The following is an 11,794-nucleotide window of genomic DNA, read 5'->3' as shown; positions in this document are numbered from 1 at the left end:
CTGGCGCGCTGTTTCCGGCCTGTAGCCGTATACTGCACTTTTCTTTTTTACTTCTTTTTGTATGGTAGTTGGGCAATGGTGGCCGCGGGGCTGGGCGCTGGCAGGCGTGCTGAGCGTGATAGGACTAAACGAAGTAGCCCTAGGGCAGGCTCCGGCTGGCACGAGCGACTTATTTGCCAACTCGGCTACGCCGCAGCTGGTGTCCAAGCAGTTTAAATTCACGGAGGGCCCGGCCGTGGACCGAGCGGGCAACGTCTTCTTTACCGACCAGCCCAATAACAAGATTTGGAAGTACAGCACCGATGGCAAGCTGTCCGTTTTTCTGGACCCCGCCGGGCGGGCCAATGGCCTGTATTTCGACCAAAAGGGCAACCTTATTGCCTGCGCCGATGAAAAGAATCAGCTCTGGTCCATCAGCCCCAGCGGCAAGGTCACGGTATTGCTCGACCAGCTCAATGGCCGCCGCTTCAACGGCCCCAACGATGTGTGGGTAGACCCCAAGGGCGGGCTGTTTTTTACCGACCCCTACTACCAGCGCGACTACTGGGCGCATACCACGCCTGAACTGCCCGGGCAGTATGTATACTACCTAGGGCCCGGGCAGAAGCAGCCCACCACCATCGAAACGCAGCTAAAGCAGCCCAACGGCATCATTGGCACCCACGATGGCCGCACGCTCTACGTGGCCGATATCGGGGGCAACAAAACGTATCGCTACCAGGTGGGGCCGGGCGGCACGCTCACCGATAAGCAGCTCTTCGTCAACCAGGGCTCGGATGGCATGACCCTCGACGAGCGCGGCAACGTCTACCTCACCGGTAAAGGCGTGACCGTGTATAGCCCCGCCGGCCAGCAAGTGGCCCACATCGATGTGCCCGGCGACTGGACCGCCAACGTGTGCTTCGGCGGCAAATACCGCAAGACGCTGTTCATCACAGCCTCGGAGGCGGTGTATGTGCTGCCCATGCGCGTAAAGGGTGGGCAGTAAAATGTTAAATATGTGCTGGCGCGAGTTTAGCGCAGCGTACTCGCGCCAGCATATCTAGGTTAGTACATCCGGCAGCGCAACTTGGCCCGGAGTAATACCTTTGATTTATACAGCCCGGCCACTATGTCTACTAACCCTTTTGCAGAGTTTTATCCTAGTGGCGCGCCCAGCGCCCGGCCGCTTGCGGCGGGCCAGTTTAAAGTACTAGAGGTGGCCAGCCTGATGGCTAACCGCGAGCAGCGCCCAGCAATGAGCTTCGACCGGCGGCCGTTTTATAAGGTGAGCCTGGTGCGGGGGCGCAGCCGGATTGAGTATGCCGACCAGGAGGTCGAAGTAGAGGACCTAGGGCTATGGTTTGCCACCTCGCGCGTGCCCTACCGCTGGCACCCCCACGACACTAACCAGACGGGTTACGTCTGCCTATTTACCGACGAGTTTCTGCTGCCTGTGAAGGGCGGCATTGTGCTGGATGAGCTGCCCATATTTGGGGGCGGCGCCTGCCCAGTGCTGATGGTGAACGAAGCCGAGTACGCCGCGCTGGCGGATATTTTTGAGAAAATGATGCGCGAAAGTGGCTCGGGCTACGCGTATAGCCACGAGCTGCTGCGGGCGTACTTGCTGGAGCTCATCTACTACAGCCAAAAGCTGCGGCCCGACCTAGTGCCGCTGCCGGCCCCCACAGCGGCCGGCCGGCTAGCCGCGCAATTTACCGATTTATTGGAGCGGCAATTCCCGCTGGCGGCCCCGCGGCAGCAGCTGGCCCTGCGCACCGCTCGCGACTACGCCGATGCGCTGGCTGTGCACGTCAACCACCTCAACCGAGTGTTGAAGGAAGCCACCGGCCACACCACCACCGCCCTGCTCGCCGACCGCATGGCCCAGGAGGCCCGGCAACTGCTGAAACAATCGAGCTGGACGGTGGCAGAAATTGCCGACAGCCTCGGCTTTACCGATACCGCCCATTTCTGCCACTTTTTCAAGCGCCAAACCGGCCTAGCCCCTGGCGATTACCGGGCGCCCGTGGTTGTTTGATTTTTACCGTAGATGGTTTGCGCCGCGCAGCATGGCCCCTAGGTAGTCGCCGGACCTTTGCGCTGTAGTACTACTGCTACGCTAAACAGACCATTTTATGAAAGTCTTTGTAACGGGCGCGTCGGGCTTTGTGGGCTCGGCCGTAGTGCAAGAGTTACGGCAAGCCGGCCACCAAGTGCTGGGCCTGGCCCGCTCCGATGCTTCGGCACAGGCCTTGGTAACGGCCGGGGCCGAGGTGCTGCTAGGTGACCTCAACGACCTGGACAGCCTGAAGCGCGGGGCCGCTGCCGCCGATGGCGTTATTCACTTGGCTTACAACCACGATTTCTCGCAGTACGAAGCAGCGGCGGGCACCGACAGTAGCGCCATCGCCGCCATGGGCAGCGTGCTGGCTGGCTCCGGCCGGCCGCTGGTCGTGACCTCCGGATTCGCTGGCTTTGCACTGGGTCGCCCTGCCACCGAAGAGGATACGCCCGGCGCGGGAGTGCGCGCTTCGGAGCAAGCGGCGCTGGCGCTGGTGTCGCAGGGCGTGCGTGCCTCAGTAGTGCGGCTAGCCGCGTCAGTACACGATGCGGGCGACCATGGCTTTGTGCCCTACCTTATCAGCTTGGCCCGCCAAAAGGGCGCAGCCGCTTACCTAGGCGAGGGTCTGAACCGCTGGCCAGCGGTACACCGCCGCGATGCCGCCCGCCTGTTTCGGCTGGCGGTAGAGCACGGCGAGGCTGGGGCCCGTTACCACGGCGTAGGCGATGAGGGCGTCGCCCTTCGCGACATAGCTACTATCATTGGCCAGCACCTAGGTGTGCCGGTAGTGTCAAAATCGACAGAAGAAGCAGCCGATTACTTTGGCTGGATGGCCCGCTTCGCTGGCCTCGATATGGCGGCGTCGAGTGCGCTCACGCAGCAGCGGCTGGGCTGGCAGCCCACGCACCTAGGGCTGCTGGAAGATTTGGAGCAAGGAGATTATTTTGCTGCTTAACTAGCCATTAGCCTTCAGCCAACTAAAAGCCCCCACAGTAGCTACTGTGGGGGCTTTTAGTTGGGTATTCCAGCGGTGGGGCTACTGGTGCTGCCCAGGCGGCGCGTACCAACAGCCAGTATTACCGCCCGCCGGGAGGGCAGTTTTCTTTCAAAAACTTGGTGTAGGTGGCGGCTAGGTGCTTGCTAGTGCCCTCGCCCTCCGAGATGCCGTGGGTGCGGTTGGGGTAGGCCATCATCTGGAAGGTTTTGCCATTTTTCACCAGTTCGTTTATCATCTGTTCGGCGTTGTTATAGTGCACGTTGTCATCGCCGGTGCCGTGGATGAGTAGCAGGTTGCCGCGCAGGTTTTTGGCGTGGGCCAGCGGCGAGTTGTCCACGAAGTAGTGCCTGTCTTCGGGCAGCAGGCCCATGTAGCGCTCCTGGTAGATGTTGTCGTAGTTGAGCTGGTTGTCCACGGCCGCGATGCTGATGCCCGTCTTATAAATCTGCGGGTACTGCATCAGCAAACTGAGCGTGCTGGAGCCGCCGCCACTCCAGCCCCACACCGCCACGCGGCTGGTATCGACCCACTTGTTTTTGAGCACTTCCGTGGCCCCCATGGCTTGGTCGCGGATGTTGAGCTTGCCGATGTTGTGGTAGATGGCCTTGCGGAACTCGCGGCCCCTAGGTGCCGGGGCGCCCCGGTTTTCGAGCGAGGCGTAGATGTAGCCATCATCGGCCATACTGCCCTGATAGAGGCGGTTGGCGCCGGTGCCAAAGCGGTCTACGACCGTCTGGCTGGCCGGCTCACCATACACCATAAATACGATGGGGTATTTCTTGGCGGGGTCGAAGTTGGTGGGCTTCACCATCCAGCCGTCGAGGGTCACGCCATCGGCGGTTTTCACTTGGAAAAACTCCGTCTTAGGCAGCTTGATTTGCTTGGCTTGCTCGGGCACGTCGCCGCCGCTCAGGCGCTGGTGGGCGGGCAGGCTCACCACGTCGCTCACAGGGAAGCTAGACGCGCTGGAGAAGTTGTGCAGCGCGATTTTGCCGTTGGGCGAAATGTCGTAGCCGTGGGAGCCGGCCAGGTTCTGGGGAGTTACGCGGGTGGCCTTGCCGCCTTTCAGCGGCACCTGGTAGAGGTAGGTTTGGGTGGCATTGGTGGGCGAGGCCATAAAGTAAATCTTGCCCCCGGCCTCATCGATGTTCTCGATGCTAATAACGTCATAGTTGCCGGGCGTCAGCAGCTTGTCTTTGCCGCTGCGGTCCACGGCGTAGAGGTGGCGCCAGCCGTCCTTCTCGCTGCTCCACACAAAGCGCTGGCCTTTGTCTATCCAGTTCCAACCCACGGCGCCTTCCTTGGCATCAATCCACGCCTTATCGGTTTCGCTGTAGATGGGCTTGGCCGCGCCGGTGGCGGCGGTGCACAGCATGAGCTTGCTTTCGTTTTGGCGGCGGTTTAGCTGCTGCAAAATCAAGGTGTTGGCGTCGGCCCACTCCATGCGCGGGATGTAGTGCTGCACGGCATCGCCGGGCACGTCCATCCACTTGGTTTCGCCGCCGCCCACGGCCACTACGCCTACGCGGCAGCGGCTGGGGTCTTCGCCCACCACCGGGTACTCCACGGGCACCGTATAGGGGTAGAGCTTGTCGGTGGTGTTCAGCATCAAGTAGTTGGGGGTCTTGCGGGCGTCGAGCTGCCAGTAGGCCAGGCGCTGCCCGTCGGGGCTCCACCGAAAGCCATCGCGGCAGTCGAGCTCTTCCTCATATACCCAGTCGAAGGTGCCGTTGATGAGCTTGTCGGTGCCATCGCTGGTGAGCTGCGTGATGCGGTTGTCGGCCAGGTTCTCCACGTACAGGTTGTGGCCGCTCACATAGGCCACTTTGCTGCCATCGGGCGAGAACTTGGCAAACATCAGCGACGACTCGGGCTGGCCCTTGCCGAGCTGGGTCAGCTTGCCCGTGGTCGTGTTGAAAACCCAGTAGTCGCCGCGGGTGTCATAGCGCCATACTCGCTTGGTATTGGTGTTGAGCAGCACTAGCTTGCCATCGTTGGAGAGCGCGAAGCGGCGCACACGCAGCGGCGTGGTTTGGCCCTGGGGCGTAAGCTGCTGCTTGCTGAGCACCGTGCGCGCCTTATCGGCCTGGCGGGCGTCGAGCTCCACTATTTCGTCTTGCCGGACCTGGAAGTAGCCGTTGCCATCTTTGGTCCATTGGGTGCCGGGGCCCACCTGCGCCTGCGCGGCGCTACCTAGGGTGAGCAAAAAAGCCACGGCGGCGCCCATGCGGCGCCCTGCGGGTAGGTTCATGTAGGGAAGAGAAAGAGGTTGGTGGGCTGAAATTACCCCGGCGCTGGTGAACTACGCGCTGGCAGCAGGTGGTGCGGGCCGGGCCTCAGCTAGCCAGAGACACAGTAGCCCGGCCGCCGTTGCGTGCATCCTAGGTCGTTGATAGGGCAGAGGTAGGGGCCAAGAGAAGCTCAGCAGCTGAGTTCCGAAAGCAGTAGCTTGTTACTTTAACGGAATAGAAGCGGTGGTCTGACGCACGAAGACTAAGCCATCAAAATCAACGCCCGGCCGCATCGGCAGCTCGCGCTGCTTCGACCAGTTGGAATTGATGTGAGTAATCAACCGGATGCCCGTTCCCAAAGGCGAAGTAGCCGGCAAGGGCAGAAAGAAAACGGGATATTTTGCTTGCGCCAGCAGGGCCGAAAAGGAAGTGGGCTGCGCCGTGAACGACTCCGTGGCAAACTCGCCCTTGGCTAGCACATTGACCTGGCCCTGGTACGTATCGAAACCTAGGGCGTAGTAGCCCGCGCCGTAGTGCCGCCGCAGGTAGTAGCCCGTGCCGCGGTAGTTTGTCATGGTCGTGTCCTTGGCCAGGTGCACGTTGTGGCCCCACAGCATGGTGTTGCCGGGGTGCAGGCTTTGATAAGCCACAATGTTGTCGGCCATAAACGGGTCGCGAGCCAAAGGGTCGCCTAGGCGGGTGCCTTCATCGAGCAAGGTCAGCTGCTGGGCAAAGCGTTGAAACGCCGCGTCAGAGCCGCCGCTAGGCACGGCCTGTACGGCGGCCGTGGCTTGGTGCAAGGCCGCCACCTCAGCATCGGCCAGCTCAAATAAAGCGCTGGTGGACGAGGTCTTGATTTTGGTGAGCACGGGCTCGGCAGCAGTGGCGACGGGCACTTGCGCGGGGTGCTGCTGCACGTAGGCCAAGCAGATGGCCGCGGCAGCTGCCTGGTAGGCGGGTGTGTAATTGGTATCGAAGCCGAATAAAGTCACGCGATTATCGAGAGCCTGGGTTTGGTTGTAGGCGGCCACCCATTGCACCAGCTGGTACAGTTCTTCGGTGGCGTAGAGGTGCAGCGGCCGCAGCAAGGCGCGTGCATCGCCCTGCCCCGTTTGCACATAGGCATTTAGCTGCTCGATGGCCCCCGCCTCGTACTCCAGCCCTAGGTGCTGGTAGTGCAGGTGCGTAACCAAGTAGCGCACCAGCCGAAGCTTGGTTAAATAAAATTCGTGGGTGCCGTGCGAGGCCTCGCCGAGCCCGCACAGCGTGGTGCCCCGTAGCGTGCGGGCCAAAAAGGCCAAGTCCTTGTCGTTGTCTGTAGCGTTGGCTTCGGCCACTGAGCGGAGCGGCTGGGCGTGGGCGTTAATCCAGGCCAGGGGAGTGGGCTGCGCTAAGGCGAGCAGCCCGCAGCTGCTTAATAGGCAGCAAAGCACGAGTCGTTTCATGGGGGCAAAACTCCCCTTAGGCCCGGTGGCTAGCGCCCCACAATGCCAAACTGGCCCGTCTCACTTTATAATTTGGGTCGGGATATATCGCTGGGCGCCTGGCCGGTCAGCTTCTTGAAAACGCGGTTAAATGTTGATTTTGAGTTGAAACCGCTTTCTAGGGCCACCCCCAGCACGGAGTAGTGTGCAAAGCGCGGGTCGGCCAGTTTGTGCTGGGCCTCCTGGGTGCGGTAGGTGTTCACGAAATCATTGAAGTTCTGCCCGCAGCCCGCATTGATGACTTTAGACAAAAAAGCCGGGTGCAACTGGAGCCATTGCGCCAGCTCGGGCAGCGTGAGGTCGGGCTCGCGCCAGGGTTGCGCCTGGTCCATGAGCTGCAATAGCCGGTCGCGCCACAGTAGCAAGTCGGGGGCGGGCTCTGGAGCCGGACCTAGAGGCTCGTCTGAGACCAAAACGGGTGCTGGCGTAGACATGCGTAGGGCACCGCTGGCAGCCGGGGGCGGCGTAGCTACCGCCCAGCCAGCGGGCAGGCCGTACCGGCGGGCTGGCCCGACTACCCGCGCATACGTGGCTTGCAGGCCCACCACCGCCAGCCCAAAAATAAGGCCGCCGCGCACTGCAAACCCGTACCAGCTGGCCGAATACGCCAGCGGCCCAAACCAGGCATTGAGCGCCACAAACCCCAGCCCCAGGCCGAAGCCCAGCAACAGCAAGATGAGCAGCGAGCGCTGGTGCTCGAAGCCTTGCCAGTCGCCTTCGGCCGGCCAGCTGGCGTGGTAGCGCCGGTGGTCGTCGAGGGCGCGCAGGCCGTAGAGAAAAAGCAGCACGTAGCAAACGAGCGAAAGCGGTCCCACTACGTGCCCCAGCAATCTGGCCGCCGCCCCCGGCGAGCCAAAATGAGCGGCCAGCGCCCCCCGCTGCGCCCCTAGGCCGAGGATGGCCACGCCAGCAAACAGTCCCAGTTGCCCTAGCCCTGGTAGCAAGTGCCGCCACGCCAAAGGCCCCGCGGCCCGAGTTCGGCTCAGCACCCGAAAATACAGGTAGCAAACTGGCACTAGCAGCAGCTCGCAGTACCAGGGCAGCACCGGCGGAGTGGGCCCTGCCGTAGTTAGCGGCTGGCTGCACCAGTACGCGAAGTTCAGCAGCCCCTGCGCTGCCACAAAGGCGGGCAGCAGCAGTCCCAGCGCTAGCGCCAAGCCCGCCGCCGAGCGTTGGCGCCACCCGCCTGCCACTAGCAGCCCAAGGGCAAGCCCGGGCCCCACCAAGGGTTGCAAAAAAATGGTGTATAACTCCATAAGCCTGCGACTACTACTTGGCTGCCAGTAGCCGCGCAAAGTAACGCAAAGGCAGGAAGTGTGCAGACACGGCCCCTAGGCTGGCAGCGCCCAATCGAGCAGTAGCACGCCCAGCAGGCCCACCACCGACACGATGGTTTCCATCATCGACCACGAGCGCAACGTGTCCTTCACCGACAGGCCGAAGTATTCCTTGAACAGCCAAAACCCGCCGTCGTTGAAGTGCGAAAACAGGAGGCTACCCGCCCCAATGGCCAGCACCATCAGGTTGGGGTTGGCGTGCGATTGGGCCAGCGTGGGCAGCACCACGCCCGCCGCCGTGAGGCCCGCCACCGTAGACGAGCCCAGGCATACCCGAATGAAGCCCGCAATGAGCCAGCCCAGCAGCAGCGGGGGCAGCCCCGTGTCCTGCAAGCCCGCCGCTAGGTGCTGGCTAGCGCCGCTGGCCACCAGCACTTCCTTGAGCGCGCCCGCCCCACCGATGATGAGCAGAATCGGGGCCACGTCGCTCACGGCCGCAGCGTAGGTTTCCATTACTTTGGGCACCGGCCGGCCCAGCCCCGTACCTAGGCTGAACGTAGCCACCACCACCGACAGCAGCATCACCACGCTTGGGTCGCTGAGGAAGGCCAGCACCGGACCTAGGGCCCCGCCCGCGGGCAGCACGGCTTGCAGGCCCAGCACCACCGCCAGCACCAGCACTGGCAGCAGCGATGATAAAAAGCTATTGAGCCGCCCCGGCAGCACCTCGGCGGGTAGCGGCTCGGCTACCAGCCCGGGCCGCGGCACCGACACCAGGCCCCGCAGCGTGCGCGTGTACACCGGCCCCGCCAGCACGATGGCCGGCACCGCCACCAGCAGCCCGTACAAGAACGTGAGGCCCATATCTGCGTGAAACTGCACGACCATGGCTGTGGGCGACGGGTGGGGCGGCAAGAAGCCGTGCAGCACCGACAGTGCCGCCAGCATGGGCAGGCCCACGTACACGGCCGGCAGCTTGTACTGGTAGACCACCGAAAAAATCAGCGGCATTATCAGCAGAAAACCCACGTTGTAAAACAGCGGAATGCCGATGATAAAGCCCGTCAGCATCAGCGTCCATTGGATGCCTTTGGCGCCACGGTTACCTAGGAGGGTGGCCGCAATCTGCTGGGCGGCGCCGCTTTCGGCCACCAGCTTGCCCAGCATGGCGCCCAGCACCACCACCAGCGCCACCGAGCCTAGGGTATCGCCGAGGCCTTTTTGCACGGCAGTCATCACCTGCTTCGAGCCCAGCCCCAGCGCAAACCCCGCCGGGATAGTCACCAGCAAAAACGCCAAAAACGCATTCACTTTGCCCCAACTGATGAGGACGATGAGCGCCAGCACGGCGAGCAGAATAACGAGCAAAGTCATAGGCAGAAGCGGGCCGCTTGGTGGGGAGGTCCCCAAGATTACCACCTAGGGCGCGAAAAAGCCCGCCGTTGGGCGAGCCTCCTAGTGTGGCCAGACTTATGCTCAGAGCAACTGATAGTAATTCACAACACCTAAAACCGCCTGTCATGCTGAGCTTGCGAAGCATCTTATCAAGCTAGGTCGGCTCAACTGTGATAAGATGCTTCGCAAGCTCAGCATGACAGGCGGTTTTGGGGTTTACTTAAAGCAGTCGATTCGCTAAGTGCTTGCTATCAGTCGCCTAAATGCTATCATGCACGGGCGTCAGGAGCTGCTGTAGCAGGCCGCGGCAGCGGTGCAATTGGCCTTTCACAGTGCCGAGTGGCAAGTTCTCGCGCTCCGCGATTTCCTCGTAGCTCAGCTCCTCGAAGTAGTGCAGCTGCACAATGCGCTGGTACTTGGCCGGTAGGCTGTTCACGGCCAAGTGCATGCGCTCGATACGCTGAAGCTGTATGAGTGCCTCCTGCGGGGTAGGCATGGGGTCAGGGTAGTCAAACGACGTGTCTTCGCCCGCAAACTGCGGCGCATCGAGCGATACCGTGGGCAGGCGCTGGCGGTGCAGGTAGGCAATGCCCAGGTTGGTAGCAATGCGAAACAGCCAGGTGCTGAACGCAAACTCGGGCTTGTAGCTAGGCAGCGAGCGGAAGGCACGCACAAATACCTCAAGGGTCACGTCCTGGGCGGCGTCAGACCGGTGTACTATATTGAGTACCAGTTGGTAGATAGTTTTTTGGTAGAGGCGCATCAGTTCGGCGTAGGCGCGCTCATCGTGGTGGGCCAGAATGCGCTGCACGAGGGCTAGGTCGCGCTGGGCTTTGCCGGATGGTGATGTGGGGGTAGTGGAGATTGCAGAATTGTCGGCGGGAGCTGACAAGGTGGGCGCAGCAAAAGACATAGTAGGTTAGTAAAGAACTAACTAGCAGTCAGGAGGTCGGCGCAGGTAACGTCGGCGCTGGCTTAGAAGTTAAGAGTGAAAAAGAAAAAGGCGAGCGCCGGCTACTATTGGCCGACGCGCACCACAATTTTGCCAAAGTGCGCGCCGTTGCCCATGTGGGCCAGCGCATCCTTGGCTTGCTCAAAGTCGAAGACGTGGCTAATGACAGGCTTCAACTGGTTGGTGTCAAACGCGCGGATTAGGTCAGCCAGCATCTGGGTGCTGCCCACGTAAATGCCCTGCAGGCGCTGGGTGAGGAGAGGTACCATGCGCAGGTTGGGCGCCTCGTCGCTAGGGTCTACTTGGCCAATCTGGAATACCGTGCCGCCCGGCCGCAGGGCGCGCAGCGAGCGGGCCATCTGGCCGGCCACTTCGAGCACGTAGGTGGCGCCTAGGCCGCCAGTCAGCTTCTTGACTTCCTCTTCCCAGTCGGGCGTCGTCTTGTAGTTGATGAGGTGGTCGGCACCTAGGGCCTTGGCCTGGGCTAGTTTCTCATCCGAGCTAGAGGTGATAATAGTTTGGGCGCCAAATAGCTTGGCGATTTGCAGACCGAAGATGGAGACGCCGCCCGTGCCTTGCAGTAGCACCACATCGCCGGGGCGCAGCGGCCCCTGCTCTACCAGCGCGTGCCAGGCCGTGACGCCGGCGCAGGGAAAGCTGGCGGCTTCCTCAAACGAAAAGGCGTCGGGTACCTTTACCACGGCAGCCTCCGGAAAGGTCACGTACTCGGCCAGCACGCCGTCGGTGCTGCCACCTAGGGAGCGCGCCACTTTGTCGGCCGAAAAAGCGCCATCGTGCCAGTCGGGGAAGAAGTTGATGGCCACCCGGTCGCCGGGTTGAAACTTGGTGACGCCCGCCCCGATAGCCGTGACCACGCCCGCCGCGTCGCTAAACGGAATCATGGGCAGCACCTCGCCGGGGTAGCCAAACCAGCCGTTGGCCAGCGCCCAGTCGCGGTAATTGAGCGAGGCGGCTTTCACCTGAATCTTAACCTCATAGTCGCGCACGGTAGGCTCTTCGTACTCACCTAGGCGGAAATTATCGAGGTTTTTGGGTTCGTGCAGTTTGTAGGCTTTCATAAAAATGATGCGTCAAGGAATGGTGGAGAACAGCCTATCTATAAATCGGTTTTATAAAATTAAATTTTATTCGATTTAATTTCTGCTGTTAACGTGCGCTCCGCCCATCCATCTGCTGAGGCAGTAGACGCGCCGATAGCCAGGATATTTGACCCTAGGGCGGTTCTTTAGTAGTGTGTTGCTCGTAAGACCCCACCCCCGACCCCCTGGCCCCTACCCCCTCCGGGAGAGGGGAGCCCGACGATTGTTAGTATTTTTTTAAAAGAGAAGAGCCTTTGACATAATGCCAAAGGCTCTCCTCGTTCGAGTTGACTTAATATTGATTTACGCTTAGC

The 11,794-nt window shown here is 61.4% G+C and carries 9 protein-coding genes; 3 read left to right on the top strand and 6 right to left on the bottom strand.

Features of this window, described 5'->3' with window-relative positions:
* The first annotated feature begins 61 nt into the window (after positions 1–61).
* From JAO77_RS17325 to JAO77_RS17315, 3 genes are all read left to right on the top strand, one after another.
* Positions 62–988 carry an SMP-30/gluconolactonase/LRE family protein gene (locus JAO77_RS17325; protein WP_198991663.1) on the top strand — a complete coding sequence of 309 codons (927 nt, stop codon included), beginning with the start codon at positions 62–64 and terminating at the stop codon, positions 986–988.
* A gap of 123 nt (positions 989–1,111) precedes the next feature.
* The gene (locus tag JAO77_RS17320; RefSeq protein WP_198991662.1) at positions 1,112–2,020 is read left to right on the top strand and encodes a helix-turn-helix domain-containing protein; all 909 of its coding nucleotides are present in this window, start codon (positions 1,112–1,114) and stop codon (positions 2,018–2,020) included.
* A gap of 97 nt (positions 2,021–2,117) precedes the next feature.
* The gene (locus JAO77_RS17315) at positions 2,118–2,999 is read left to right on the top strand and encodes an SDR family oxidoreductase (protein WP_198991661.1); all 882 of its coding nucleotides are present in this window, start codon (positions 2,118–2,120) and stop codon (positions 2,997–2,999) included.
* Positions 3,000–3,120: 121 nt separating this feature from the next.
* Here JAO77_RS17315 and JAO77_RS17310 read toward each other — a convergent pair whose 3' ends face one another.
* The 6 genes from JAO77_RS17310 to JAO77_RS17285 form a co-directional block, all read right to left on the bottom strand.
* Complete coding sequence (locus tag JAO77_RS17310) at positions 3,121–5,292, bottom strand: S9 family peptidase (protein WP_235998490.1); 2,172 nt, start codon at positions 5,290–5,292, stop codon at positions 3,121–3,123.
* A 201-nt stretch (positions 5,293–5,493) separates the two neighbouring features.
* Entirely contained in the window at positions 5,494–6,717 is a 1,224-nt protein-coding gene (locus tag JAO77_RS17305) for an erythromycin esterase family protein (protein WP_198991660.1), read from the bottom strand.
* 65 nt (positions 6,718–6,782) lie between these two features.
* On the bottom strand, positions 6,783–8,012 hold the full coding sequence (locus JAO77_RS17300; protein WP_198991659.1) for a helix-turn-helix domain-containing protein: 1,230 nt from the start codon (positions 8,010–8,012) through the stop codon (positions 6,783–6,785).
* A gap of 75 nt (positions 8,013–8,087) precedes the next feature.
* Complete coding sequence (locus JAO77_RS17295; protein ID WP_198991658.1) at positions 8,088–9,407, bottom strand: gluconate:H+ symporter; 1,320 nt, start codon at positions 9,405–9,407, stop codon at positions 8,088–8,090.
* Between the two features lie 280 nt (positions 9,408–9,687).
* A complete protein-coding gene (locus JAO77_RS17290; protein ID WP_198991657.1) occupies positions 9,688–10,341 on the bottom strand; it encodes an RNA polymerase sigma factor in 654 nt (217 codons plus the stop codon).
* A gap of 104 nt (positions 10,342–10,445) precedes the next feature.
* Positions 10,446–11,459, bottom strand: coding sequence for a zinc-dependent alcohol dehydrogenase family protein (locus JAO77_RS17285; protein WP_198991656.1), 1,014 nt, complete (start codon positions 11,457–11,459; stop codon positions 10,446–10,448).
* Between the last annotated feature and the right edge of the window lie 335 nt (positions 11,460–11,794).

It is taken from the genome of Hymenobacter sp. BT559, assembly GCF_016427535.1.
Classification (GTDB): Bacteria; Bacteroidota; Bacteroidia; order Cytophagales; family Hymenobacteraceae; genus Hymenobacter.
This window is presented reverse-complemented; position numbering and strand designations above follow the sequence as displayed.

Coding starts and splice junctions, on each gene's coding strand:
- JAO77_RS17325 (WP_198991663.1), top strand. CDS start 62: ATGGTAGTTGGGCAATGGTGGCCGCGGGGCTGGGCGCTGGCAGGCGTG.
- JAO77_RS17320 (WP_198991662.1), top strand. CDS start 1,112: ATGTCTACTAACCCTTTTGCAGAGTTTTATCCTAGTGGCGCGCCCAGC.
- JAO77_RS17315 (WP_198991661.1), top strand. CDS start 2,118: ATGAAAGTCTTTGTAACGGGCGCGTCGGGCTTTGTGGGCTCGGCCGTA.
- JAO77_RS17310 (WP_235998490.1), bottom strand. CDS start 5,292: ATGAACCTACCCGCAGGGCGCCGCATGGGCGCCGCCGTGGCTTTTTTG.
- JAO77_RS17305 (WP_198991660.1), bottom strand. CDS start 6,717: ATGAAACGACTCGTGCTTTGCTGCCTATTAAGCAGCTGCGGGCTGCTC.
- JAO77_RS17300 (WP_198991659.1), bottom strand. CDS start 8,012: ATGGAGTTATACACCATTTTTTTGCAACCCTTGGTGGGGCCCGGGCTT.
- JAO77_RS17295 (WP_198991658.1), bottom strand. CDS start 9,407: ATGACTTTGCTCGTTATTCTGCTCGCCGTGCTGGCGCTCATCGTCCTC.
- JAO77_RS17290 (WP_198991657.1), bottom strand. CDS start 10,341: ATGTCTTTTGCTGCGCCCACCTTGTCAGCTCCCGCCGACAATTCTGCA.
- JAO77_RS17285 (WP_198991656.1), bottom strand. CDS start 11,459: ATGAAAGCCTACAAACTGCACGAACCCAAAAACCTCGATAATTTCCGC.